Here is a 24,219-nt window from a genome sequence, read left to right on the forward strand (position 1 = left end):
GGGGGAAGCGCCATCTCTTCCCGTTACGCCCTGAAGTCGCCGACGTGGTCCCGTGCCCAGGTCTCGAAGGTTCGGGCCTCATGTCCGGTCAACTGTTCCACGGCCGCCGTGAGTTCGACCGGGCGGCCGTCGGTGGACTGCCACCAGTCCAGCAGCGAGTCGGCGAACGCGGCCGGGATGTGCCCGGCGGTCTCCTGCTTCCACTCCTCGCGGGTCACTGCCCGCACGGGGACGGAGCGGCCCGTCACCCGGCTCAGGATGCCGATCTGCTGGGTGAAGGTGAGTGACTCCGGGCCGGTCAGGGTGTACGGGCGTCCGCCCAGGGCGGGTTCGGTGAGTACGGCGAGGGCGGACTCGGCGATATCGGCCTCGTGAATCGGGTCGCTGTGGGAACCGGGACAGGGCAGGCTGATCGGCCGCCCCGACCGCAGGTCCCGGCTCCAGGTGAGCGCGTTGCCCGCGAACGTTCCGGGACGCAGCGCGGTCGTGTGCAGGCAGGAGGCGTCGAGCGCCTTCTCCACGTCGAGGTGGGACTTGGCGACCGGGCTGCTCTCGGCGTCCGGGGAGAGCACGGCCGAGGAGGACAGCAGTACGACGTGCTCGACGCCCGCGGCCGTGGCCTCCTCGGTGAACTCGCCGATCCGCGACGGCTCGGCATAGAGAAAGACGGAGGTCGTGCCTTTGAGGGCGGTGGCGAAGGTGGACGGGTCGCTCAGGTCGCAGTGAACGACGTCCGGGCCGTCCGGTGTGCGGGAGGCGGCCCGGACGGGAAGTCCGCGCTCACGCAGCAGGCGGATGAGGGCCTGGGCGACAGCGCCGCGGCTTCCGGTGACGAGAACGGTCATTTCGGCCAGTCCTTTCAGGATGTTCGGTAGGCGGCGAGAGATGGGCCTTTCGATGCTGCCGCCGGCATCTTCGCGACACATTATCTGCGTCACGCAGATACATTGCTGTCGGGAGGCGTCGGATGTCAAACGAGATGTCTCCCGGGCGCGCCGGACCATCAACCCTTTGGGGGTCCGTCTCAGACGTGGTTCCGGATGGCGGACAGCAGCCGTTCGCAGCGCGCGCCCATGTCCTGTGCCGACAGCTCGGGGTGGGAGACCCACCAACCGACCAGCGCGCTGACCGTACCCGTCCACACATGTTTGAGGGCGTCCGCGTCCAAGGGGTCGACGTTGCCTTGGTCGTGCAGCAGTCCGGCAGTGCCGGAGATCGCCAGTTCGTCGATGGCCTCACGGTGACGTCGGGCCGCGCGCCATGGTTCGGAATCGTGCGGCAGCGTCCGGTCGTAGAGGACGAACCATGCGTGCCGCCGGCCTTCCAGAGCCTCGAAGACCGCTGTGAGTACGGCGACGGCGAGCCGGTCCTTCGACGGGCTCGCCGCCACGGCTCCGCGCATCGCTGCGAGGAGAAGGGGGCCGATGTGGTCGAGGCAGGCCACATGCAGGCCGTCCTTGGAGCCGAAGTAGGTGTAGAGCATCGGCTTGGTGACGCCCACGCGGCGGGCGATCTCGGCCATCGATGCCCCGCCGTGTCCGTGCCGTCCGAACTCCTCGAGGGCCGCGCCGAGGATCTGCTCCTCCCGCCGGGCGCGCGGGACGCCCTTGGTCCCGGCGCCGCGGCTTCTGCTTCGGCCCCCTTCCGAACTGCCGACCGGATCCGGCGCGGCCGAGGCCCTTGCAGTCGTCATGCGCGGACTATACGTTACGGAAATTACCGAGCGGTAAATTACTGAGGGGTCAATTCGTATGGCCGACCGAAGCACACCACCCGCGTCCACCCATGACTCGTCCCCGCTCCGCTCCTGGTGGGGCTGGGGCGCTGCGGACCAGGCACTGCCCGATGCGGACTGCGTCGCCCTCGGAGCGCTGGTTCCCGGTGCGGCACAGAGCCCGCTGCCCGTGCTCGATGTCTCCGCCCTCGCACTCCCGAAGGTGCGCATCGACCCGCCCCGCGCACTCGCCCTCGTGATGTCGTCCGCGCCCCGGGACCGGGCCTCGCACACATACGGCAAGGCGTACCGCGATGTGATCCGCGCCCTGAGCGGCGACCTCGCCGCAGCGCCCGACCTGGTCGCCCGTCCCCGAAGTGAGCAGGAGGTCATCGACGTCCTCGACTGGGCGGCGAACGCGCACGTGGCCGTCGTCCCCTACGGTGCGGGCAGTTCGGTCGTCGGTGGCGTCGAGTACCGCGCGGACCGGCATCGCGGCGTGGTGTCCCTGGATCTCTCCTCCCTCGACCAGGTGCTGGAGATCGACCGGGTCAGCCGGGCCGCCCGGATCCAGACCGGTGCTCTCGGCCCCGGTCTGGAGGCCCAACTGCGGCCGCACGGACTCACTTTGCGCCACTTCCCGCAGAGCTTTGAGTTCTCCACCCTGGGTGGCTGGCTCGCGACACGGGCCGGCGGCCACTACGCCACGCTGTACACCCACATCGACGACCTCGTGGAGTCGCTGCGCGTGGTGACGCCCGTCGGGGTCAATCAGTCGCTGCGCCTGCCCGGTTCGGGAGCCGGTCCGTCCCCCGACCGGCTGTTCCTGGGCTCCGAGGGCACGCTCGGTGTCATCACCGAGGCCTGGATGCGGCTGCAGGAGCGTCCGCGCCACAAGGCGTCGGTCACAGTGCTGTTCGATGACGTCCACAAGGCCATGGACGCCGTACGAGCCGTTGCGCAGTCGGGTCTGCATCCGGCCAACTGCCGGTTGCTCGACCCCGGGGAGGCCGCCCTGGCCGGTGTCGCACGGGACGGCCACAGTGCGCTTGTCCTCGGCGTGGAATCGGCCCATGTCCCTGTCGAGGGACGTCTGGCGGAACTCGTCACCCTGGCCCGCGACCATGGTGGTTCGCCCGCGCCGACGGTGCCGGGCTCCGCGGACGCCGCAGCGCACACGTGGCGTTCGGCGTTCCTGAGAATGCCGTATCTCCGTGATGCGCTCGCCCGTATGAGTGTGGTCACCGAGACGTTCGAAACAGCCTGCACCTGGGACCGTGTGCCGCAGTTGTACGAGTCGGTGCGTGGGCAACTGGCCGACGTCGTCAAAGAGGTGACGGGCCACGAGGGCACGATCAACTGCCGCTTCACCCATGTCTATCCGGACGGGCCCGCGCCGTACTTCACCGTCATCGCACCGGGGCGGCGCGGTGAGGAAGTCGCGATGTGGGACCGGATCAAGACAGCCGCGATGGAGATCCTTGGCAACCTCGGTGCGACCGTCACCCACCATCACGCGGTCGGCCGTGACCACCGGCCGGGCTATGACCGCCAGCGTCCGGAGCCGTTCGCTCTCGCACTTCGTGCCGCGAAAGGTGCACTCGACCCGGCGGGGATCCTGAACCCCGGTGTGCTTCTCGACCCGTTGCCGCGGGTGGGAACCGACCGGCGGTGACAGCCGCCAGTTGGCCGTTTCGCCCTTGGCGGCGGGGCAAAGCGCTCTTCTAACCGGTTTCCTGGGCTGCGATTTTCTCCGCGACCCGCAATCCGCTGAGAATGGCGGCATCCATGTTGATGTAAGAGTAGGTGGCCAACCGGCCGGCTGGATGGATCGGGTTCCTGGACAGGCCGCGCAGCCGATGTTCCAACTCCTGCTGCGTCCGCCGGTTCTCGCCCGCCGAGTCGAGCACCGGATAGTGTTTGGCAGGCGCACCTGGATATTCCCGCAGCACGACGGTGCCCGGTCGGTCGTGCAGTTCCCTGAGCGCCCACTTCGTCTCTATGGACCGTGTCCATGGGATGGCTGCGGCGGGTTCGTTGATGACCATCGCGCCCTGCGCCAGGGTGGTCTCGGGCATGTACACCGGTTGCAGCCGCACCCCTCGCCACTGAAGAGCGCCGGGTTCGCCGAGGAAGTCGTCCAACGCCGAGGTGACGATGACCGGTTGGCCCGCGCGTGTCATCCCCGGAAGGTCGGCCACGGTGATTTTGCACCCGAGGTGTACGACCGCCCGGCCGAGGAGTGCCTCGACGAGTTCCCCGTATCCCCTGCGCGGCCAACCCTGGTAGGAGTCCCGAAAGAAGTCGACGCAACCGTCGTCCCGAAGCTCCACGCGCCCCTTGGCAACGGTTACCGAGAGGGTACGAGGATGTCGCCCCCACTGCTTTTCGGTGTAGTCGCGAACACTCTCTGCATACAGCGTCGGTCCAAGCACGGAGATGCAGTACGACTCGAAGTCGGACGCATCCACGGTGCCGGGCCGATTCGCCAACTCCCGTGCGATGTCGGCGAAATCCGCCAGCGCGCACAGCTCGGCCTTCTGCGGTGGCCAGGAGACCAGGCGACCGCGAAGCCGGGTGCGAACACGATGCCGATACGGAGCGAATTCGACGGCGCGCGACACGATGTTCCACACGCGGCGGTGGTCGGTGTGGAAGATGTGGGCCCCATGGGGCTCGTAGGGGATACCCCGGAACCACTCCGTGCGCACATGACCACCCACCACGTGCGCCTCTTCATAGACCTCGACAGTGAACCCCCGCCGCGTCAAGAGCCATGCCGCCGCCGCACCCGACAAGCCGGCACCCACGACGGCCACCGTGCCGCCCATCGCAGGCCGTCAGCCGTTGAAGTTGTTCACCTGCACGTTTCCGCCCTGGTGGTTCACCTGAAGGCCCGACGAGTTGTGGATGTTGACGGTGTACTGACCCTTTGCGGTGCCTGCCGGATCAAGCAGTGCCATGAGCTGCTGCGCGGCTTCCAGAACCGCTGGATCGCTCAGCGCTCCGGTCTCCCGCAGGAAGACTTCGAGCGGTGTGCGCCACGTTTCGGGGTCCGAGACATAGTCGTCGAGCACGGCCTCCGCCCGGCGGTGCCCCCGGAACCGCCCCGCCACCAGGTCACGCAGGCGGGTGTAGGCGTCCCGCACCGCCGCACTCGCCGCATCCTGCAGCCCTTGAGCGCCTCCGGCCGCGAGCGCTCCGACCACCACTGACGCCGCTTCAAGTTCCATGCCGGCCTCCCGGTTGACGCAACGCCAAGTCCCGGACGCCATGTTATTGGGATCGAGCCCGGGCGGTGAGGCATGCGGATCGGGAACGTCACTGCCATCGAATCGCCGTGCGCCTGCGCGTGCCCTTGTGGCCCGCACTCACCGGCGAGTAGCGTTGCCGCCCCGATGTACGCCGGGAAACGGGAAACCGGCAGCGGTACCACGGACATCCGAGTGTCGAAGGCTCGACGAGCATGGCGTCTGGAACGAGCAGGGCCCGCCCGGGTTCCTCCGACGGTGACCGCGCGGCATCGGCCCCCGGTCCGCCGGCTTTTGCGGCGCATGCCTTCACCGCGGACACCGCCCATGGTTCCCAGGTCAACAGCTCGGGCGGGAACACCCAGATCAACATTCACGGCGTTCGCTCGCCCGCGGATCCCTGGCCCGTCGTCATCGGCGCTCTTCCGGCCCTGGCTTCGGCGTTCCAGCCCCGTGCGCGGTTACGTGACCAGCTGGTCTCCGGGCCATCGACGGCCACCGGCGTGGTACCGACCCAGGTGCTGGTCGGGGGAGGCGGCACCGGCAAGTCCCAGCTCGCCGCCTCATTCGCCTATCGGGCGCTCGATCCGCAGGGTGACAGGAGGGACGTCGTCATCTGGGTGACCGCCGTAGCGCGCGAGACCATCCAGCTGACCTACGCGGAGGCGGCACGTCGCCTGGCGATCCCTGGCACCACGGGGGACGATGTGGTGCACGACGCCGAAGTCCTGCTGTCCTGGCTGACCGCCGGGACGAAATCGTGGCTCGTCGTTCTCGACGACATCGCCGACATGCACGACGTGGACGACCTCTGGCCGCGCGGGCCCGGCGGCAGGGGGCACGTGGTTGCCACGACCCGGCGCAAGCATCCCGCGCTGAGCGGCGGAGGCAGGAGCGTGATCGACGTGAGGACGTTCCGGCCGGAGGAGTCGGCGGCCTATCTGCGTCAGCGGCTGTCCTCCGCAGGCTTCGGCCATCTACTGGACGGCTCGGTCGACGATCTCGCCGAGGCGCTCGGGCAGTTGCCGCTGGCGCTTTCCCACGCCGCCGCCTACCTGATCCGCAAACAGCGCTTCACCTGCTCCGACTACCTCGAGCGCTATGTGGAGCAGTCGGTGTCCCTGGCGGAATTGCTGCCCGGGTGGGCGGACACCGAGGCCTACGGGCGTCCCGTGGCGATCACCCTCACGCTCGGTCTGGAAGCTGCCGCCGCGCTGCCTCCCGAAGGCGCCGCCCGTAAAGTCATGCAGATGGCCGCCCACCTCGATCCGGCGGGTCATCCGGTGCGGGTGTGGGACACCGGCGCGGCAGCGGCACATGCGGCACGAGCCAACCCTGCCGGCGAAGCCGTCTCGATGCCGTCTCCGGACGACGTCTGGGAGGCATGTCTGGCGTTGCATTCCTACGGCCTGCTGCACATCGACTCGGCGGGCGGCCCACGCGCCGTGGGCGTCCACGCCGTGACCGCCCGCGCGGTACGGGAATCCGCGGAGCCGCGCGATCTCGCGCAGGCCGCGGACGCGGCGGCAGACGCGCTTGCCGAAATCTGGCCGGCCCACACCTATCTCGACGCCGATCTGGTGGCCGTGCTGCGTGCCAATGTCGACGCGCTGTCGCGGTCGGCGGGGGACCATCTGTGGACATCGGACCGGTATCGCCTGCTGTACCGCGCCGGTGACAGCCTGTTCGACGCCGGCTTGCAGGCCGCGGCGATCGGCTACTGGACGGAGATGGCCGCATCCGCCTCACGCCTCCTCGGCCCCGACCATCCCGAGATGCTGGCAGCCCGGGCCAGGATCGGGCGGGCCCAGGGCCACGCCGGAGACCCCGCAGCCGCCGTGCACACATTGCGACAGGTGGCGGCGGAACAATCCCGACTGCTCGGCACGGAACATCCCAGTACCTTGGCCAGTCTGCAGGATCTGGCCCGATGGCGGGGCCACGCCGGCGACGCGGGTGGCGCGCTCACCGCGACACAGGAGGTTCTTGCCATACGACAACGCGTACTGGGCCGGTTGCACCCCGACACCCTGGCGAGCCGTGCGACACTCGCCCGCTGGCGCGGCGAAACGGGTGACGCCACCGCGGCGGCACAAGGCCTCGAAGAGGTTTTCGAGGACATGCTGGGGGCGCTGGGTGCCGATCATCCCGCCACGCTCAAGGCCCGCAACAACCTCGGTTACTGGCGTGGAGAGGCCGGAGACGCGGCGGGGGCGGCACAGGCGCTGGAGGCACTTCTGGAGGATCGTCTCAGGGTCCTCGGCCCGGACCATCCCGATACGCTCAACACCCGCAACAACGTGGCCTACTGGCGGGGGGAAGCGGGCGACAGCGCGGGCGCGGCACGAGCCCTCGATCAGCTCCTGGTCGACCGGACCCGGATCCTGGGTGCCGACCATCCGCACACCCTCGCCACCCGAAGCAACCTCGCGTACTGGCGGGGCAAGGCCGGGGACGCCAGCGGTGCCGCCGCAGCGTTCAGCGACCTGTTGCGCGACCGGATCAAGGTGCTCGGGCCCGATCACCCGGACGTGCTCGACACCCGGGCGAACCTGGCGCGTTGGAGCGGCGAGGCCGACGGAACGCTCGACACGGCTGCCGGCTTCAAGGCGCTTCTCATCGACCGGCTGAGGGTCCTGGGTCCGGAGCATCCGGATACGCTCACCACGAGGCATGAGGTCGCGAGGTGGAGCGGACACGGAGGAGATCCCGAGGCGGCGGTGCGGGGCCTCGAAGACGTGCTGCCGGACCGTATCCGTATCCTCGGCGCCGATCATCCCGACACCCTCGCGACCCGCCATGAGCTCGCCCGTTGGCAGGCGGAGGCCGGCGACCTGGAGGCAGCCCTGACAGGATTGGCGGCCGTGCTGGCGGACCGGCTGCGTGTGCTGGGCACGGAGCATCCGCACACCCTCGTCAGCCATGCGGAACTGGGCCGGTGGCGAGCGGAGGCGGGTGATGTCGCCGGAGCGGTGTCAGCGCTGGAGAGTGCCGCGGCCGGCCGGTCCCGGGTGCTGGGAGACAACCACCCCGACACCCGGGCGGTCCGCACCGCACTGGGCCGGCTGCGGCAGCGCGAAGAACAGGCCTGAGGAGCTCCAGTCCGACGTTGTACTAAACAAGTTGCGCGAGCAACTTGTCGAACAGCGAGACGCCACACAGGTACAGGGCCGTGGTCTCCTCCTCCGCCGAGGCGTGGTGGGGCAGCATGGCCACAAAGTGCAATGCAGCCTGATACAGGGACTGCAGATACAGGCGCTCGTCGCAGCGCGCCGCCAGAAGCACACCGAGATCCGCGTAACCCGGCACGTCCTCCGTGGCGAACTCGTACTCCGTTTCGCCTGTCCGGCGCAGCACATACCGCCCCGCCATGACAGCGCCGTACCCTCCTTCGAGGGACTGCACGAGCTTGCCGTAGTCATAGGTGATCGGCAGCAGGGGGCCGCCTCGGGGATCGACCACCTCGCTGGATCCGCCATCGACGAGGATGTTGCCACAGTGCAGATCTCCGAACGTCACCCCGACCCGGTCGGGCGTCAAGTGGGCCACCAGGCGAGGATCTTCGAAGACGCGGCTCAGACACCGTGCCACACCCGGCATCGCCTCCCCGTTGATCGTGACGACAGCCGCGTCCAACAGCGTCCTTAGAAACGGAAACGCCTGTGCCTGCCGACGACGCCGCGCAAGACGCCGCTCAGCCAGTCGGTGCACCTGCGCCGGGCCGGCGTGACGCTGGGTGAGGTGGAACAGCTCGATGTCGCTGTCCAGGGCGCGCGCGACGTGACGCCCGAGCTCACCGGCCGACGCGCCGGCCAGCGCGAGATCGTCCACCGTGGAGCCGTCACCGAAGCACTTCAGCAGCAGGAACGACAGGCCCGGGCCACTGTGCCCGGTGATGAACAGAGGTCTCGGCAGACCTCTTCGCGCCGCGTCGCGGTACCACCGGATCTCGTCCCGCATCGTCTGCGCGCGCCCGAACTCCACCTTCACCACGTACGTCTCGCCGTCGGCGTGAACGTAGTAGAGGGTCGATGGTGTGTTGTGCGAACGCAGTGCCAACAACAGCCGGTCACCCAGCATTTCGGCCAGCGAGGATTCCCCTCCAGGGACGGGCTGGTGCGCCTGCTCCCGCAGCCGCCCTGCCAGAACAGACAGTTCCCCACAAGAGCGAAGCACGCGAGACACCCCCGTTTCCCCACGGCCCGACGACCGAGTGGCCTGTGACAACTCGTCCTAACGGCCGGCGCTCCGCACGAGGTCGACGAGATCGAAGCGGCGCCGGGCGGCCGACAGTTGCTCCCCCAGATCGGCCGCGGCGCGCCGGTACCCCGGCTCCTCCAGGATCTGCCGCACGCCGTTCAGCAGCCCCGCCGCGGTGATCTGCAAGGACCAGTGCCCGGCAAGCGCTGTCGACGGATGGACGGCGTCGTCTATCCGCCATTCGAGCGGACGGCGGTAGGCGGGGTGGAGCATCCCCGCACCGTGCTGTTCGGCCCGTACCGCCCAGGCGGCCTCGGACGACGTCCAGGGCAGGCACAACACGGGAACGGACCGCTCCAACGCGTGCACCAATGTGGTGCCCCCATGCGTGATCACCAGATCCGCCTCGTCCAGCAGAGCCAGATACCGCTGGGCCGGAACCATGCCGAGGAACGCGTCACCGCTACGGAAGTAGCGGGAGTACCGCGTGCCCCCCAGAACGGCGAACTCGACGTTGCGCTCGGCCCTCACCACCGCCGCGAGTGCCCGTGGGTAGGTCGACTCCGGCCGGTTGTTCCCCTCCGCCAGGTAGGAAACGACGAGCGGCTTACGACGCGGTCGACGGCTCGGTGGTGTCGGCGGCGTCGGCGGCGTCATGACGGGGCCTGTATAGACGTCGTTCGTGCGCTGCCGAAGCGGGTCCAGCACAGGGCAGCTCGGTATGATGTTGAGGTCTCCCTCGAAGGTCTCCCGCTCGTCCTGGTAGGGAGGCAGACCCCACTGCGCACGGCTGTGGTTGAAGCTCCGCAGACAGTCCGGAAGCGGACGGTCACCCAACTCGTCCAGCTTCCACGCACCGAGCGTCGGCCCTGAACGCAGACCGTGCGCCATCGCCAGCGAGACGACCGGAACGCAGGCCGCGTCCGCTGCGGTCCGGAGGGTGTCGTGGTAGTCGTTGATCACCACATCGGGACGGAACGCTCGCAGAACCTCCAGCACTTGGCCGGTGTTGGCGGTGACGAAGTCCTGGTCGTCGAAGCCCAGAGCGAGGCGCCGCTGCGCGTGCCGGAAGGCGTGCGAATACACCGGCAGGGGCTTGGAAGGCCGGCGCCCACCCGGCCGGTTGTCCACCTCGGCGATGTCGACCTCAGGAGCGAGCGCGCGAACCCGGACGGCCTTCGCCCTGCTGGAGATGATCAGACAGCGGTCGCCGCGTTCTTGCAGGAGCGTGGCCAGATGGGCCACCCGAGCCAGATGACCTTCCCCGCCGTCCCAGAAGGACAGGACTACCCGCAAGACCGACTCCCCCCGACGGTGATCGCCGACTGGCCGCTCCCATGATTTTGCACGGATGTCATGTGATACGTAAGTGAGTTGGCTGTGTGGTGTCCGGGATGCGTGCCCGCTGTGTTTCGCGCAGGACCGCCCAGGCATCCGCCACGGGGCCCACGTGCCCGAGCTTGTCGGGGTTGCTGACCGTGCGGAACGTCTGGATCCGCCCGTCGAGGATGTCCAGCGTCCAGGTGTTGAGGACCTTGCCGTCCCGGTCGCGGAAGATCGCGCCGGGCTGGCCGTTCACCTGGTGTGGTTCCACCACGCCGCCGATCCGCACGAACGGTGGCAGGAGCGTGGCGAGTACCCGGGACACATGGTCGACGCCGTAGAAGCCCCTGGCCCACTGCGGGGCCTTGCCACCGCTGTCCGCGACCATCCGCACGTCGGCGGCGAGCCATTCCCGCAGCGCCTCGACATCCCCTTTCGCGAAGGCGTCGAAGAACCGCAGCGCGAGTTCGTCACGCTCGCGCCGGTCGGCCTCGAACCGGGGCCGCCCTGCGTTCATGTGACGGCGCGCCCGCACCACCAGCTGACGGCAGGCCGCCTCCGAGCGGCCCACCGCCGAGGCGATGTCCGGGAAGCCGAACTCGAACACCTCCCGCAGCACGAACACCGCGCGTTCGAGCGGGGTGAGCCGTTCGAGCAGGAGCAGGGCCGCCATCGACACCGAGTCGGCGAGCTGGGCCGACCGCTCGGGGTCCTCGTAGGGGTCGGTCAGCAGCGGCTCGGGGAACCACGGCCCGACGTATTCTTCGCGTCGGACGCGTGCCGAGCGCAGCGTGTTGATCGAGATTCGGGTGACCACGGCGGACAGGTACGCTTTGGCAGAGATGGGGGGCGTCGGGGAAGCCTCGTAGCGCAACCAGGCTTCCTGCACGGCGTCTTCCGCCTCGCTCACGCTGCCCAGAATTCGGTAGGCGATCGAGAACAACAGGGGCCGCAGCTCCTGGAACTCCTCGGCCCGGTTCACGCCAGCTCTGCCTGGAAACCCTGGCGCCAGGAGGGGTAGTGCAGTTGCCAGCCCAGTTCGTGCTTGGCCTTGGAGTTGGAGAACCCGCGCCCTTCGGTCATCATCACCACCGCCTGATCCCCAGCCAGCAGCCGGGCCAGCCAGACCGGGACCCGCATCGGCCGCTTCGCCCCCGCGCACGCCGCCAGGTGGGGCAGCCACTCGCTCGCCGGAGCCGGTTCGTCGTCGACGATGTTGAACACCCCCCTCGCCTTCTGCTCCACGGCCAGAACAGTGGCGCTCGCCGCGTCATCGAGATGCACCCACGAGCTGTAGCCGGTGCCGCGCCCCACGAGCGGGTACTGCCGCTTGCGCACCAGCTCGACCTGGTCGTCGATGGCCCCCGGGCCGTAAAAGGCGCCGTACCGCAGGACCGCACCGCCGGCCTTGAGGACCACGTCCTCGACATGAAGCAACGCCTTCAACCCCACATGCGCCGCAGTTCCCTCAAGCAGGTCCAGCGGGTCCTGCTCGGTCTTCACCCAGCCGCCCTCGCGGATCCCGTTCCACGAGGCGTAGCCCTGCGCGACGACATGGGACACACCCGTCGCCTCGGCCGCCGCCATCAGGTGATCCGTACCCTCGGTGCGCAACCGGTTGGTCGCGGCGAACCACCGGTCCGGATGCTTGATATCGGGCTTGCCGGCGTGCGCCATGGAGATCGCGGTCATCTGGTGCACGATCACCTCCGGCCGGGCCTTGGCCACCGCCTCACCGACCGACGCCGCATCCAAGCCGTCCATCACCACACCGTCCGCGCCCAGCTGCGCCAGCTCTCCCAGCTTCGCCGCGCTCGTGGTCGTAGCCGTCACCTGGTGGCCGCGGGCCAGGAGTTGCGGCACCAACCGCCGCCCCAGAACTCCGCTCCCGCCCGCCACGAACACCCGCATGACCATCAGCCGTAAGCGTCTGCCTTCGCTACCTGAGACAAGACAGCCCGGCGATCTGTGACATGGGAGGGGAGAGACTTGGCAGGGCGTCGGAGCAACTGCGTAATTCGGGAAGCTGTCGCAGCGCCTCGTGGTGTCCCGGCGTCAGGCCTCTGCCCGTTGGGTGATGGCTGCCTCGGTGCGGTCTCCCAGGAATTCGTACCACCGGCGTTCCAGGCAGACATAGCGCACGTCCGCTTCGACGAGGCTGAGGAATCCCGACACGGTCTCGCTGAGACGCTGCTGCAGCCCCGGGTCGGCCAGCGTTCCGTCCTCGGCGAAGGCCTGGTAGCTGTCGGCCAGGCTGAACATGTCCGGGTAGACGCGGGTGCCCAGGTGTTCCAGGGGAATCCTCAGGGCCCACAGCCCGCGGTTCCCGCCGACCAGGGACGGCGAGGCGGAGACGAGCATCGCCTGCTTGGTCTTGAACGGCTGCGGCCGGACACGCGAGACCCAGTCGATCGCGTTCTTCAGCACTCCCGGCAGGGAGGCGTTGTACTCCGGCGAGGAGATGACGACGGCGTCGCTCTGTTCGAGCCGGTCGCGCAGGGCGAGGGCGCCGGGCGGCAGCCCTTCGGTGGCTTCCACGTCACCGTCGTACAAGGGCATGTCGAAGTCGCGCATGGTGGCGAGGTCGTCGGTGGCACCGGTGTCGGCGATGAGCCGGGCCACGAGGGAGGCGAGGCGGGCGTTGGCCGAATCGGCCCGCAACGCCGCGCCGAAGACCAGGACCCGCAGGGGGCCGGGGGACGTGTCCATGGTCATGGGTCTGTCCTTCCCTCGTAGTCACACGCGTCCAACGGGGCGCCCCACTGACTAGTGTGGTTCCGAGACGGCCGCTGTGCGACCGACAGCCCCGGCGCCGGCTCGAGAGCGCCGGAGCACCGGCATCTGTCGCGCATCCGTGCTGGTCGGTCCCGGTTCTGAATTTCCCAATCGCAGGCTTCCCACGGGGACCGTGGATCGCGGACGCCAGGCGGTTCTACGCGCCCTTCAAAGCCGCGTATGCTCGCTCGACCTCGCCCAGGTACCGCTCCAGCCGGAAGCGGGCCTCCGCGCCACCACGTCGAGGCCATCGACGAAGAGGTACGTGTGCACGGCGGCACCCGTCGGCGGCCCAGGACACGCGCTGATGAGCAGCGTGCTCGTAATCGGGTCCGGTTCGAGCCGGCGGGACGATGGGTCAGCGATCGGGGGTGAGAACCGGCTTGATGTCCAGGACCGGGGTCCCGTCGAGAGCCTCGAGGTTGCGGACGTGGATGCGTGGGCCGGCAATGGACAGGATGTGGACGGTGTGCAGGCCGATCGGGTTGGGACGGTCGGGTGAGCGGGTGGCGAAGACGCCGGTGATCGGGCGGTTGGTGTCGCCGCGCGGGCGGACGGCGAGCGTGTCGCGGTCGGCACGGTCGAGCCAGGTGAGCAGCAGTACGTCGGTGCCCGGGGCGAGGCCGTCCACGGCGGCGGCGTACTCGTCGCCCAGGACGAGCCAGGCGTCGGGTGCTCCCTCATCGGCTTGGCGCGGTGCGGCCGCCCGGTCCTTGAGCGGCGACTCGACGTGACCGATCGGGCGCAACAGGTATGCGGTCAAGGGGTCCCTCTTCCATCTCTGCGTTCTCTGTGCGGGACGGCGAGTTGTGCCGGTGGTGCGCCTGCCCGCCCGCGTGTTGTCGGGACCTCATCCTGGCGGACAGACGGCGAACGGCCCTCGCTACGCTTCGGTTGTTCGGCTCGTCGAAACATCCACGGATTCAGGGCCAAGGCGGGGGACGGCACATGGCATATCGGCGCGCGCTGATACCGGCACTGGTCGGCGGCCTGCTCATCACGCTGTTGCTGTGGTGGGCGGGGGCGAGTGATCTGGCACTGCAACTGCGCGGCAGCACGCGCGTGTTCGATGTGCAGTCCGCGAGCGAACTCCGGCGATGGCTTGCGCCCTGGTCGTACGACCCCCCGATGACGCTGCTGTCCGACGGGCCTGTGGACGCGGGCACGGGCGGGGGCACGGCCTTGAGCGGCGGCACCCGGTACGCCGGTCTGTACAGCACCGCGATGCAGATCAGATTCGTGGCCGTCTTCGTGTTCTTCCTGGCCGGCGCGCTGCTCCTGGTCCACAGGATTCCGCCGACGCAGGGCCGTACGCCGGCCACGCTGCTCGCGCTGTGGGCCTGGGGCCCGGTGGCCGGAACGCTGGCCGTGACGGTCTCCGCGCCGTGGCTGATCGCGTCCCGGGGGCACGGCAGCTATCGGTTCCTGCCGCAGCTTGCGGGTGTGATCGCGTCGAGCGGGCCGGTCGTGGTGTTCGTATCGCTGTTGACCGCCCCGCTCACGGTGCTTGTGGCGAGTATGGCCGCCAGGGGTGCGGAGCCGATGCCCCGTCGCAGTGTGCCGCCGCGCGCCGCCCGACTGGCCGCGAGTGTGGGGACCGGTGTGATCGCGGTGTCGCTGGTGGTCCTTTCGTACCAATCGGTGGCGGCCTGGATCCAGACCTCGTTCGGCGGCGCAGGGTTGTGGTCCGAGCCCGGCGACCTGCTGCGTGAGTGGCTGCTGCTCGGCGGCTGGACGGGCCCGGCGACGACGCCGCTCGGCGACTGGCTGCTGTACCGGGTCGCCGACGTGGTCATGCTGGCCGTGGTATGGTGGGCGCTGCGGCTGCTGCCCGGCCTGCTCACCCGAATTACGGTGCCGGCGATGGCGGTGGGCGCGGTGTGCGCAACCGTGCTGGGTCTGCTGGCAAGCCAAGTGCTGCACATGGCGATGGACGACACCGCCGCCGTGTGGGGGCCCGTGTATGTGTTCTCAAAGCTCGGCGTCGGCGTCCCGGCCGCTCTCACCTTCGGCATCACGGCCGGGATCGCGGCCCTTGTGACACTACGGCTGGCCGGTGACCGTGACACCGGCACAGCCCCCGGAGCTGCAGTGCCTGACGCTTTGTCACAAGATCGGCAAGCGTGATCCTCTCCCGATAGGCTGCCGAGGGCAGGAATCAGCCGTTGCCCGCATGCGAGCGGAAGGCACAGGGGTATGGGCGTCGCACTGTTCACGCTCGGCGGCACGATATCGATGACTGGCCACACCCCGGGCGTCGAAGGCGGACCGGTGGTCAGCCGGTTGAACGGAGCCGACCTCGCCGCGGCCGTGCCCGGGCTCGACCAGCTCGGAACGCCCCTGGACATCCACGACATCGAGTCAGTCCCCAGTGCGAATCTGACGTTCGCTCATGTCCTGACCCTGGTGGAATCCGCGTCGCAGGCGGTCCGGGCCGGGGCCTGCGGGGTGGTGGTCACCCAGGGGACCGACACTTTGGAAGAGACCGCGTTCCTCATCGACCTGGTCTGGCCGCACGCCAAGCCATTCGTGCTGACCGGGGCCATGCGCAACCCGACACTTGCGGGACATGACGGTCCAGCGAACCTGCTCGCCGCCGCCCGAACCGCCGTCTCTCCCGCGAGCCAGGGCCTGGGAGCACTGGTCGTCTTCAACGACGAGATCCACGCGGCCCGCTGGGTGCGCAAAACCCACAGCACCAGCACCGCCACCTTCGCCTCGCCCAACACCGGCCCGATCGGTCATGTCATCGAAGGCCATGCCCGAGTACTCATGGCCCCCGCACGCCGCTGCGCGCCGTACGCGCGGCCTGAAGCGCTGGACAAGACTCGGGTCGCGCTGCACACCGTCACCCTCGATGAGGACGCGGACATCCTCACCGCCATCGCCGGGGCATGCCATGGACTGGTCATCGCCGGCTTCGGTGTCGGGCATGTTCCGAGCAAACTCGCCGATCTCCTGGGAACTCTGGCCGAACGCATGCCCGTCGTGCTCACCTCCCGCACCGGCAGCGGATCCGTTCTGCGGCACACCTATGGCGCCATCGGCTCGGAGACCGACCTGCAACGCCGCGGCCTCATCAACGGCGGCCTTCTCGACCCGTACAAGGCCCGGATCCTCCTCCGGCTCATGCTGGCCGGCGGGGCCGATCGCGAGGCAATCACCGCAGCCTTCGCCGAGCACGGCTGAACAACGGCTTCCCCGCGAAGGTCGGCACGCTGACGGCGAACTTCACCAACGGACACGCGCTGACGGTGGGCGCCGACGCAGCGTGACGTCGTCGCTGCTCTCGGGCCGGCCCGGTCAGGGGCCTGGAGAGTGCCGGAGGAGCGCCTGGAGCGTGATGCCACCCATAGGACCCAGATCACGTCCTACCCGGCATCGTAGAGTCGCCCCGCCATGAGCAGGATCTAAAGCCGCCAGAATGGCCAATTTCGGGACATTTCTCCTTAGTCGGGTAGTACGTCACATTCTTGCGCCCGCTTCCGCCCGCCGCTAACCATGTCTGTCGTCGCCGCAAGCAGCGGGACGGACCGGATGTACACCGCCGGGCCGGCCAACGCTTGCACGGCAGCACGGGGCCCTCGCCCCGACGCCCTACAGGCCGCGACCGATACCGGCCGGCGCCTCTAAGACGTCCTACAGGAGAGTCCCTTCTCATGACCGCGATCACCGCCCCCCGCCGCTTTGCCCGCCTGCGCACCCTCGCCCTGACCGGCCTCGCCACCACCGGCGCCGCGGCCGCCGCTCTCACGCTGATGCCGGCCTCCGCGCAGGCCGCCGAAGCACCGCAGGCCGCCCACAGCGTCACGGCTCCCTCTCGCGACAGCAACACCGATCCCAAGGGCACCACCGGCACCGCGGGGAACCTCGACAACTGGATCAAGCAGTCGCTGGCCATCATGAAGGAGAAGGGCATCCCCGGCAGCTACGACGGCCTGCACCGCAACATCATGCGTGAGTCCGGCGGCAACCCCAACGCCCAGAACGACTGGGACGTCAACGCGCAGAACGGCACCCCGTCCAAGGGCCTCCTGCAGGTGATCCAGCCCACCTTCAACGCCTACCACGTCGCCGGCACCGCTCAGAGCGTCACCGACCCGGTGGCGAACATCACCGCCGCCGCCAACTACGCCGCTCAGCGCTACGGTTCCATCGACAACGTCAACTCTGCGTACTGACCCGGCCCACGCTCGGACGACGACGAAGTCCGCGTGGGTGTGACAACCACCGTCACGCAACTTTCCTCGGCAGCCCGCGCGGTGACCCGGACCGTCGCGGCCTTGCCCGCCGGCACGACGGCGGGCCGGGCAGTCGCCGGGCCGATGACCACGACCCGCCGGCCCATCGGAGCTGAGGGCAGGGACAGTTCGGTCGTGCTGCCGCGCTGTGGTTCGTAGCTGAGCCGGTAGGTGTGTGTGGCCGGGCTGTAGCTGTCGACGTGGACCTCGCCCGCAACAGCACGGGCGTACGGACGTACGGTTCGCTCCTTGTTGGGGCGCAGCCGGCCGTTCACGTCCATCGCGCAGTACCCCCCGCCGTAACACCACTCCCAACCTGCCCAGCCGCCGCTGTAGCGGTCCATGGACGCCAGGGCCTCGTCATAGAAGCGGCCCATGTGGGGCAGGTCGCCGTTCAACGGCCCCCACTCACCGACGACGACCGGGATACCGTGCTCGTGCGGATAGTCGACCACGGCGGTCTCGTACGCCTCCAGCCAGCCACTGTCCGGGTCGTAGTCCCCGCCCGCCTCCATGGCCGCGTTGTACAGGTGAGGGGCGTACACCACCTTCGGGTCGTCGATCCGGCCCAGACCTGTCGGCACGCCCTCGCCCACGATCGGCGTCGGCTCCACGAACAGCCAGCCGTCCGTGTCGACCTGCCGGACGGCGTCGGCGATGCGGTTGTACATCGGGGTGAGTTGTCGTGACTCGATGCGCCTCGCGGCGGTCGGCAGGTCCTCGCCCGCGTTGCTGCGACCCATCGGCTCGTTGATCAGGTCGTAGCCGAGAACCGCAGGGTGCCCGCCGAACCGTTCGGCAAGCAACCGCCACATACGGGCCTGCGCCCTCCTCAGGTTGGCGTCTTGGTAGAGGTGCTGGAACGCGGCCTGCACCGCCGGCTCGAAGTACTCGGAGAACCAGTCGTCCGGGTGCGGTGTGAACGGCAGGCCGTCCGTGCGCGTCGCCCACTCGGGGATTCCGCGATGTCCGAAACGGGGCCCGAACACGTCTTGGTGGGCATCGATCACCACATGGATCCGGTACTGGTGGGCCCAGTCCAGAATCTGCTCGATCTTGCCCAGGTACTGTCGGCTGTAGCGGCCGGGTTCCGGTTCGAGGTCGTCCCAGAACACCAGCAGCCGGGCGAAGTCGAAGCCCTGCGCCGCCATGTCGCGGAAGTGCCGCTCGGTGATCGCGGACAGCGCGTCGGCACCGCGGTGTGCCTTGTCCCCGACGTTCCAGCCCCGCAGGGTGAGCACTCTTCCCCGGTCATCGGTCAGCCTGGTCGCGGGCGTCGGCTCGACGGAACCCGCGTGCGCGGGGCCGGGAAGCAGCACGGCCGCAAGCAGTGCCAGGGCAGCCATGGCGGCGACCGCGTACCTGCGCATCAACACCTCCGGCTCATGGCGCGACGTCGCGCCGAATGCGGACGTACTCAACTCCGCAGCGAGCGAACCGGATTGGCCGGCGGTCGACAAAGGCAGAAACCGGACGATGTGAGGCTCGGGCGGCCTCGGTCGGTTTCCGGGGGAAGGGGGAGGAGGGGCATGCGACACCGCGCCCCGGATTCGTCCTCCGGGGCGCGTGCGGGTGTTCGCCCCGCCTCTACTTGGTGAGGGGAGCCAACTTGGGGTCGCCGGCGTAGGCCTCGGCCGCGTTCTCCTTGGTCACGATGACCGGCGGGAGGAGGTAGGCCGGGACGACCTTGGTGCCGTTGTTGTACGACTTGGTGTCGTTGATCTTCGGCTTGTCGCCCTTCTGCAGGGACTCGACCATGCCGACGGTCTCGGCGACGAGCTTGCGGGTGTCCTTGTTGATGGTCGAGTACTGCTCACCGGCCATGATCGACTTGACCGACTCGACCTCGGAGTCCTGACCCGTGACGACCGGGACCGGCTTGCCCGCGCCCTTCACCGAGGTGATGATCGCGCGGGCGAGGGTGTCGTTCGGCGACAGAACGCCGTCGAGCTTCTTGCCGCCGTTGTAGGTCGAGGTCAGCAGCGAGTCCATGCGCTGCTGCGCGTTCTCGGCCTTCCAGCCCTGGATGGCGGTCTGCTTGATGCCCTTCTGCCCCGAGCCGACAACGATGTCGCCCTTGTCGATGTAGGGCTTGAGCACGCTCATCGCACCATCGAAGAAGACCTTGGAGTTGTTGTCGTCCGGCGACCCGGAGAACATCTCGATCGTCCACGGCCCCTTCGGCTTCTTCGCCTTCATGCCGTCGACGAGGGCCTGTCCCTGCAACTGACCGACCTTGAAGTTGTCGAACGCGACGTAGTAGTCGACGTCGGGGGTGTTGGTGATGAGCCGGTCATAGGCGATGACGGTCGCTCCGGCCTGCTTGGCCTGCGCGACCTGAGTGGCGAGCTGCGAGGCGTCGGTCGCTCCGATGACGATCACCTTCGCGCCCTTGGTGACCATGGAGGAGATCTGCGACTGCTGATCGGCGACGGTGGTCGAGGCGCCCGCGTACTGTACGTCGGTCTTGAAGCCCGCCTTCTTGAGGCCGTCGGTGAACAGGTCACCGGCGAGCACCCAGTTCTCCGACGTCTTGGCCGGAAGCGCGACACCGATGAGGGAGTCCTGCGCGAAGCCCTTGGCGTGATTGCCGCCGGAGCTGCCGGAGCCCTCACGCTCGTTGGAGCATGCCGTGCCCAGGGCGAGCAACGCGACGGCGCCGGCCGCGGCGATGCCTCTGGTGATGATTCTGCGCATGGTGAGATGAGCCCTTCTTACAGTGGTGCGGAGGTCGAGCTTGCAGTGGTGCGGAGGTCGGGCGCCGTGGTGTCCGGCGCCTTCGGTGGTGGCCTGACGGTCAGCCGGCGACCGGAGCCTTGTCCGGATCGGAGCTCGGAGCCGGTGGTTCGACCGGGGTGGCCGGCTCCTCCTTCCGGAACGGACCCATGAGCGATCCAATGATCGAGAAACGTCCCTGACGCTTGCTGTACACGTCGAACGCGACGGCGAGGAGGAGGACCAGGCCCTTGATGATCTGGACCATGTCGGAGCCGACGCCCTCCAGTTGCAGACCGTTGTTGAGCAGGGCCATGACGAGACCACCGACGATCGAGCCGCTGATCGTACCGAGGCCGCCGGAGACCGCCGCGCCGCCGATGAAGACGGCCGCGATGGCGTCGAGTTCCCAGCTCAGACCGTCCTGCGGGCCGGAAGCCGCGGACCGTGCCACGAAGATCATGCCGGCCAGGGCGGCCAGGACGGACATGTTCATCATGACGAGGAAGTTGACCCGCTTGAGCTTCACGCCCGACAGCTCGGCCGCACGGGCGTTGCCGCCCACGGCGTAGATGTGCCGTCCGCCGATGGTGTTGCGGGTGTAGTACGAGTAGGCGAGCACCAGGACGATCAGGATGATGCCGGAGATCGGCAGGCTGGTGCCGATGCGGCCGCCGGCGAAGCGCAGCGTGGCGAAGACGATGACACCCAGCATCACGACCAGGCGGACCACCGTGATCCACAGCGGCGCGACGTCCGCCTTCATCTCACGCCGGGTCTGACGCGCCCTCCACTCGCGCCACACCATGCCGGCGCAGGCGGCCAGACCGAGCAGCAGCGTCAGGTTGTTGTATCCGGTGTCCGGTCCGACCTCGGGCAGGAAGCCGGCACCGATCTTGCGGAACCCGGCGGGCACCGGCACCGTGTCGGCGTTGCCGATGTACTGGTTGCCGCCGCGGAACAGCATCATCCCGGCCAGGGTCACGATGAACGCCGGCACTCCCACGTACGCGACCCAGAACCCCTGCCACGCGCCGATCAGCGCGCCGACGAGCAGGCCGAGCAGGATGCCCACCGGCCACGGCAGCGAGTGCTCCTGCATCGCCTTGGCGACGACGATGCCGGTGAATGCCGCAACGGAGCCGACCGAGAGGTCGATGTGCCCGGCGACGATCACCATCAGCATGCCGATGGCCAGGATCAGGATGTAGGAGTACTGGCTGACCACCGCGATGAGGTTGCCGGAGGTCAGGGTCAGGCCTCCGGTCCAGATCTGGAACAGCAGGACGATCGCCACGAGAGTGAAGATCATCCCGAACTGGCGGGCGTTGGAGGTCGTGCCTCCGAAGAGGTTCTTCTGCAGCTCTTTGATTCGGCTCATGAGGTTGGGCTCTTCTTCGTAGCGGTCATCTGCTTCATCAGGAGTTCCGGGTCGGCATCACGGCGGTCCACCTCGCCGGTGATGGTGCCTTCGAACACCGTGTAGATGCGGTCGCACAGACCGATGAGCTCCGGCAGCTCCGAGGAGATGACGACGACGCCCTTTCCCTGGCCGACGAGCCGCTGGATGATCCCGTAGATCTCGTACTTGGCCCCGACGTCGATGCCGCGTGTCGGCTCGTCGAGAATGAGCAGGTCCGGATCGGTGAACATCCACTTCGCCAGGACGACCTTCTGCTGGTTGCCGCCGGAGAGCTTCACGACACCTTCGTCGATGCTCGGGGTCTTGATCCTCAGACTCCCGCGGTACTCCTCGGCGATGCGATGTTCGCGCACCGGATCGATGACCCCGCGCCTGGCGATCTTCGACAGCTTGGCGGACACCATCGAGGTCTTGATGTCGTCCAGCAGATTGAGCCCGATCGACTTGCGGTCCTCACTGACATAGGCGAGGCCGTGCCGGATGGCGGACGCCACCGACTTCAGCTGGATCTCCTTGCCGTTCTTGAAGACCCGGCCGGACAGGTAAGTGCCGTACGAACGGCCGAACAGGCTCATCGCGAGCTCGGTACGACCCGCACCCATCAGGCCGGCGAAGCCGACGATCTCGCCGCGCCGGACGTTGAAGGACGAAGCCTTGCACACGAGCCGGTCGTCCGAACTCGGGTGCCGCACGGTCCAGTCGCGGACCTCGAAGAACACCTCACCGATACCGGGCACGTGGTCGGGGAACCGGCTGCTGAGCTCACGGCCGACCATCCCGCGCACGATACGGTCCTCGTCGACGCCGTCGGCCTTGACGTCGAGGCTCTCGATGGTGCGGCCGTCGCGCAGGATCGTGATGGTGTCGGCGACCGCCTCGATCTCGTTCAGCTTGTGCGAGATGATGATCGAGGTGATGCCCCGCTCCCGGAAGCCGCGCAGCAGATCGAGCAGGTGCTGGGAGTCGGTCTCGTTGAGAGCGGCGGTCGGCTCGTCGAGGATGAGCAGTCGCACGTCCTTCGCGAACGCCTTGGCGATTTCCACGAGTTGCTGCTTGCCGACGCCGATGTCCTTGATCAGCGTGTCGGGGTCCTCCTGGAGCCCGACACGCTCCATCAGCTCCAGCGCCCGGCGCTGAGCGGCCTTCCAGTCGATCGCACCGCGTCTGCGCGGCTCGTTGCCGAGGAAGATGTTCTCGGTGATCGACATGCCGGGCACCAGCGCCAGCTCCTGGTGGATGATCGCAATGCCGGCCTGCTCACTGGCCCGGATGTCCTGGAAGCGGACCTCGCTACCCCGGTAGCGGATCTCGCCGGTGTAGCTGCCGTACGGGTGCACGCCGCTCAGCACCTTCATCAGCGTGGACTTGCCGGCGCCGTTCTCCCCGCAGAGCGCATGGATCTCGCCCTCCCGCACGACCAGGTTGACGTCGGCGAGCGCCTTCACACCGGGGAACGTCTTGGTGATCCCCCGCATCTCCAGCAAGGGCGGTGCCTGGGTCATGAGCAGGACTCCGCGGTGCGGAGCCCGCCACGGCCTTGACTCATCAGAACTCCTTCGTTCGGCCCGCCGGCAGCTTCGGGGTGCTCCGGGGCAGAGCAGCGCGGTCTTGACAACGTTGTCACCAGTCTGGGGACAACGTTGTCAGATTTCCCGCATGGAGGCTTTCAGGCCGAGGAGCCGGTGTCAATACATGGCCTGCGCCCTGGCCTGAGTCGAGACGTGACGGCAACGTCCTCCTGCCTGTGCGGCTACGACCCCTATACCGAGGCCGACGACGAGCTGATGGCGCGCGAGCCACAGGCCGAGGCGTTCGAGGACGACGCCGCGTACCGGGCCGCTTGGCGTGCCTGGGCCGACGAGGCCGACAAGTTCGAGGGCCTGAAGACGGCGGGTGCCGTCATCGTGTGGGAGAACGGCTGCGGCTTCTCCAACGCACAGGCGGCGGTCGACAAGCGCGGCTACGTTTTCCTCGGCACCGCTACCGCGGCGTCTGCCGCGATCTGGCTCCGAACGTGAGCGCCTACGCGACCCAGCCGTAGACATTCTGGCCCTGGCGTCGGGCACTGATGACGAGAGCGGCCAGATCGCTCAGGATCACTTCGGCGATCTCCGTGTCGATGACCTCGCCGTCCTCCGCGCGCTGCGCGGCCCACGAGACGGCGACATCCCGCAACTTGGACCGCTCGGCATCGGCGAGTGCGGCAGCCGGGCGAGGCGAGATCGCGAAGACGACGCACCCGTCATTGTCCTGGTCGGCGACGATACGAGGCTCGCCGGCTTCGACGAGTTCCTCGAAGCTGCCGCCTGCAAGAAGGCACTCCCACTCGACCACAGACCCTTCGGGATCGAAGTTGCCGAAGGAGAGCGACTCGGCACGTCCTGGCCCTGTCTGAAGAGCCAAAGCCGCAGACGCGTCATCCGGCGCCACGAAGAACTCGACGATGATGCTCACTGAGGCATCATGCCTGACCGCCTGCGTCCATGATCGGCCCGACAGGCCATAGGTGTCCGTTCGGACTGGCTGACCAGATGAGGAGGGCGGCCACCATCACGCCTCGTGCGATGTATGGCCGCC

At 68.4% G+C, this 24,219-nt stretch carries 21 protein-coding genes; 6 read left to right on the plus strand and 15 right to left on the minus strand.

From position 1 onward, the window contains the following. Nucleotides 1-23: 23 nt before the first annotated feature. Nucleotides 24-845 (minus strand): SDR family oxidoreductase, encoded by an 822-nt coding sequence (locus tag ACZ4EG_RS32610; RefSeq protein ID WP_467793170.1) that lies wholly within the window; start codon nt 843-845, stop codon nt 24-26. 179 nt (nt 846-1,024) lie between these two features. Further along, complete coding sequence (locus ACZ4EG_RS32615; protein WP_467793171.1) at nt 1,025-1,693, minus strand: TetR/AcrR family transcriptional regulator; 669 nt, start codon at nt 1,691-1,693, stop codon at nt 1,025-1,027. Between the two features lie 58 nt (nt 1,694-1,751). Here ACZ4EG_RS32615 and ACZ4EG_RS32620 point away from each other — a divergent pair, with 58 nt between their 5' ends. Further along, complete coding sequence (locus tag ACZ4EG_RS32620) at nt 1,752-3,389, plus strand: FAD-binding oxidoreductase (RefSeq protein WP_467793172.1); 1,638 nt, start codon at nt 1,752-1,754, stop codon at nt 3,387-3,389. Nucleotides 3,390-3,438: 49 nt separating this feature from the next. Here ACZ4EG_RS32620 and ACZ4EG_RS32625 read toward each other — a convergent pair whose 3' ends face one another. Both ACZ4EG_RS32625 and ACZ4EG_RS32630 read right to left on the minus strand, forming a co-directional pair. Beyond that, the gene (locus ACZ4EG_RS32625) at nt 3,439-4,545 is read right to left on the minus strand and encodes an FAD-dependent oxidoreductase (protein ID WP_467793173.1); all 1,107 of its coding nucleotides are present in this window, start codon (nt 4,543-4,545) and stop codon (nt 3,439-3,441) included. A 9-nt stretch (nt 4,546-4,554) separates the two neighbouring features. Then, nucleotides 4,555-4,947 (minus strand): hypothetical protein, encoded by a 393-nt coding sequence (locus ACZ4EG_RS32630; protein WP_467793174.1) that lies wholly within the window; start codon nt 4,945-4,947, stop codon nt 4,555-4,557. A 233-nt stretch (nt 4,948-5,180) separates the two neighbouring features. On the opposite strand from ACZ4EG_RS32630, the gene ACZ4EG_RS32635 reads away from it, so the two are divergent. Further along, nucleotides 5,181-8,057 carry a tetratricopeptide repeat protein gene (locus ACZ4EG_RS32635; RefSeq protein WP_467793175.1) on the plus strand — a complete coding sequence of 959 codons (2,877 nt, stop codon included), beginning with the start codon at nt 5,181-5,183 and terminating at the stop codon, nt 8,055-8,057. 22 nt (nt 8,058-8,079) lie between these two features. Here ACZ4EG_RS32635 and ACZ4EG_RS32640 read toward each other — a convergent pair whose 3' ends face one another. The 6 genes from ACZ4EG_RS32640 to tsaA all read right to left on the minus strand — a co-directional run bounded on the left by ACZ4EG_RS32640 (nt 8,080) and on the right by tsaA (nt 14,026). Next, entirely contained in the window at nt 8,080-9,045 is a 966-nt protein-coding gene (locus tag ACZ4EG_RS32640; RefSeq protein ID WP_467793176.1) for a phosphotransferase, read from the minus strand. Nucleotides 9,046-9,198: 153 nt separating this feature from the next. Next, nucleotides 9,199-10,461, minus strand: a complete 1,263-nt coding sequence (locus ACZ4EG_RS32645; protein ID WP_453553059.1) for a glycosyltransferase — start codon at nt 10,459-10,461, stop codon at nt 9,199-9,201. A 58-nt stretch (nt 10,462-10,519) separates the two neighbouring features. Then, nucleotides 10,520-11,470 (minus strand): RNA polymerase sigma-70 factor, encoded by a 951-nt coding sequence (locus tag ACZ4EG_RS32650; RefSeq protein ID WP_467793177.1) that lies wholly within the window; start codon nt 11,468-11,470, stop codon nt 10,520-10,522. Further along, nucleotides 11,467-12,405 carry an NAD-dependent epimerase/dehydratase family protein gene (locus tag ACZ4EG_RS32655; RefSeq protein WP_467793178.1) on the minus strand — a complete coding sequence of 313 codons (939 nt, stop codon included), beginning with the start codon at nt 12,403-12,405 and terminating at the stop codon, nt 11,467-11,469. Before ACZ4EG_RS32655 ends, ACZ4EG_RS32650 begins: the two co-directional genes overlap by 4 nt. 138 nt (nt 12,406-12,543) lie before the next feature. Then, nucleotides 12,544-13,203: an NADPH-dependent FMN reductase gene (locus ACZ4EG_RS32660; RefSeq protein WP_467793179.1), complete on the minus strand. Its 660-nt coding sequence runs from the start codon at nt 13,201-13,203 to the stop codon at nt 12,544-12,546. A 418-nt stretch (nt 13,204-13,621) separates the two neighbouring features. After that, a complete protein-coding gene (gene tsaA / locus ACZ4EG_RS32665; protein ID WP_467793180.1) occupies nt 13,622-14,026 on the minus strand; it encodes a tRNA (N6-threonylcarbamoyladenosine(37)-N6)-methyltransferase TrmO in 405 nt (134 codons plus the stop codon). A gap of 185 nt (nt 14,027-14,211) precedes the next feature. Here tsaA and ACZ4EG_RS32670 point away from each other — a divergent pair, with 185 nt between their 5' ends. The 3 genes from ACZ4EG_RS32670 to ACZ4EG_RS32680 all read left to right on the plus strand — a co-directional run bounded on the left by ACZ4EG_RS32670 (nt 14,212) and on the right by ACZ4EG_RS32680 (nt 17,444). Beyond that, nucleotides 14,212-15,390, plus strand: a complete 1,179-nt coding sequence (locus ACZ4EG_RS32670; RefSeq protein WP_467793181.1) for a hypothetical protein — start codon at nt 14,212-14,214, stop codon at nt 15,388-15,390. 69 nt (nt 15,391-15,459) lie between these two features. Next, nucleotides 15,460-16,452 carry an asparaginase gene (locus ACZ4EG_RS32675; protein WP_467793182.1) on the plus strand — a complete coding sequence of 331 codons (993 nt, stop codon included), beginning with the start codon at nt 15,460-15,462 and terminating at the stop codon, nt 16,450-16,452. Between the two features lie 470 nt (nt 16,453-16,922). Beyond that, complete coding sequence (locus tag ACZ4EG_RS32680) at nt 16,923-17,444, plus strand: transglycosylase SLT domain-containing protein (protein ID WP_453553048.1); 522 nt, start codon at nt 16,923-16,925, stop codon at nt 17,442-17,444. Here ACZ4EG_RS32680 and ACZ4EG_RS32685 read toward each other — a convergent pair. From ACZ4EG_RS32685 to mmsA, 4 genes are all read right to left on the minus strand, one after another. Then, nucleotides 17,408-18,874 carry a cellulase family glycosylhydrolase gene (locus ACZ4EG_RS32685; RefSeq protein WP_467793183.1) on the minus strand — a complete coding sequence of 489 codons (1,467 nt, stop codon included), beginning with the start codon at nt 18,872-18,874 and terminating at the stop codon, nt 17,408-17,410. The two genes, ACZ4EG_RS32680 and ACZ4EG_RS32685, sit on opposite strands and share 37 nt — an antisense overlap. A 217-nt stretch (nt 18,875-19,091) precedes the next feature. After that, nucleotides 19,092-20,201 carry a substrate-binding domain-containing protein gene (locus ACZ4EG_RS32690; RefSeq protein ID WP_453553044.1) on the minus strand — a complete coding sequence of 370 codons (1,110 nt, stop codon included), beginning with the start codon at nt 20,199-20,201 and terminating at the stop codon, nt 19,092-19,094. Nucleotides 20,202-20,301: 100 nt separating this feature from the next. Continuing rightward, the gene (gene mmsB, locus ACZ4EG_RS32695; protein ID WP_467793184.1) at nt 20,302-21,600 is read right to left on the minus strand and encodes a multiple monosaccharide ABC transporter permease; all 1,299 of its coding nucleotides are present in this window, start codon (nt 21,598-21,600) and stop codon (nt 20,302-20,304) included. Then, nucleotides 21,597-23,144: a multiple monosaccharide ABC transporter ATP-binding protein gene (gene mmsA / locus ACZ4EG_RS32700; RefSeq protein ID WP_467793185.1), complete on the minus strand. Its 1,548-nt coding sequence runs from the start codon at nt 23,142-23,144 to the stop codon at nt 21,597-21,599. The genes mmsB and mmsA overlap by 4 nt, the downstream gene beginning before the upstream one ends. A 219-nt stretch (nt 23,145-23,363) precedes the next feature. Here mmsA and ACZ4EG_RS32705 point away from each other — a divergent pair, with 219 nt between their 5' ends. Beyond that, entirely contained in the window at nt 23,364-23,660 is a 297-nt protein-coding gene (locus tag ACZ4EG_RS32705; RefSeq protein WP_467793186.1) for a hypothetical protein, read from the plus strand. A gap of 4 nt (nt 23,661-23,664) precedes the next feature. On the opposite strand, the gene ACZ4EG_RS32710 is transcribed toward ACZ4EG_RS32705, so the two are convergent. Continuing rightward, a complete protein-coding gene (locus ACZ4EG_RS32710) occupies nt 23,665-24,096 on the minus strand; it encodes a hypothetical protein (protein WP_467793187.1) in 432 nt (143 codons plus the stop codon). Nucleotides 24,097-24,219 lie beyond the last annotated feature (123 nt).

Source organism: Streptomyces sp. NPDC025638 (assembly GCF_055558775.1).

Coding starts and splice junctions, on each gene's coding strand:
- ACZ4EG_RS32625 (WP_467793173.1), bottom strand. CDS start 4,545: ATGGGCGGCACGGTGGCCGTCGTGGGTGCCGGCTTGTCGGGTGCGGCG.
- ACZ4EG_RS32670 (WP_467793181.1), top strand. CDS start 14,212: ATGGCATATCGGCGCGCGCTGATACCGGCACTGGTCGGCGGCCTGCTC.
- ACZ4EG_RS32630 (WP_467793174.1), bottom strand. CDS start 4,947: ATGGAACTTGAAGCGGCGTCAGTGGTGGTCGGAGCGCTCGCGGCCGGA.
- ACZ4EG_RS32620 (WP_467793172.1), top strand. CDS start 1,752: ATGGCCGACCGAAGCACACCACCCGCGTCCACCCATGACTCGTCCCCG.
- ACZ4EG_RS32610 (WP_467793170.1), bottom strand. CDS start 845: ATGACCGTTCTCGTCACCGGAAGCCGCGGCGCTGTCGCCCAGGCCCTC.
- ACZ4EG_RS32675 (WP_467793182.1), top strand. CDS start 15,460: ATGGGCGTCGCACTGTTCACGCTCGGCGGCACGATATCGATGACTGGC.
- ACZ4EG_RS32635 (WP_467793175.1), top strand. CDS start 5,181: ATGGCGTCTGGAACGAGCAGGGCCCGCCCGGGTTCCTCCGACGGTGAC.
- ACZ4EG_RS32615 (WP_467793171.1), bottom strand. CDS start 1,693: ATGACGACTGCAAGGGCCTCGGCCGCGCCGGATCCGGTCGGCAGTTCG.
- ACZ4EG_RS32655 (WP_467793178.1), bottom strand. CDS start 12,405: ATGGTCATGCGGGTGTTCGTGGCGGGCGGGAGCGGAGTTCTGGGGCGG.
- mmsB (WP_467793184.1), bottom strand. CDS start 21,600: ATGAGCCGAATCAAAGAGCTGCAGAAGAACCTCTTCGGAGGCACGACC.
- mmsA (WP_467793185.1), bottom strand. CDS start 23,144: ATGACCCAGGCACCGCCCTTGCTGGAGATGCGGGGGATCACCAAGACG.
- ACZ4EG_RS32690 (WP_453553044.1), bottom strand. CDS start 20,201: ATGCGCAGAATCATCACCAGAGGCATCGCCGCGGCCGGCGCCGTCGCG.
- ACZ4EG_RS32685 (WP_467793183.1), bottom strand. CDS start 18,874: ATGCGCAGGTACGCGGTCGCCGCCATGGCTGCCCTGGCACTGCTTGCG.
- ACZ4EG_RS32640 (WP_467793176.1), bottom strand. CDS start 9,045: ATGCTGGGTGACCGGCTGTTGTTGGCACTGCGTTCGCACAACACACCA.
- ACZ4EG_RS32680 (WP_453553048.1), top strand. CDS start 16,923: ATGACCGCGATCACCGCCCCCCGCCGCTTTGCCCGCCTGCGCACCCTC.
- ACZ4EG_RS32660 (WP_467793179.1), bottom strand. CDS start 13,203: ATGACCATGGACACGTCCCCCGGCCCCCTGCGGGTCCTGGTCTTCGGC.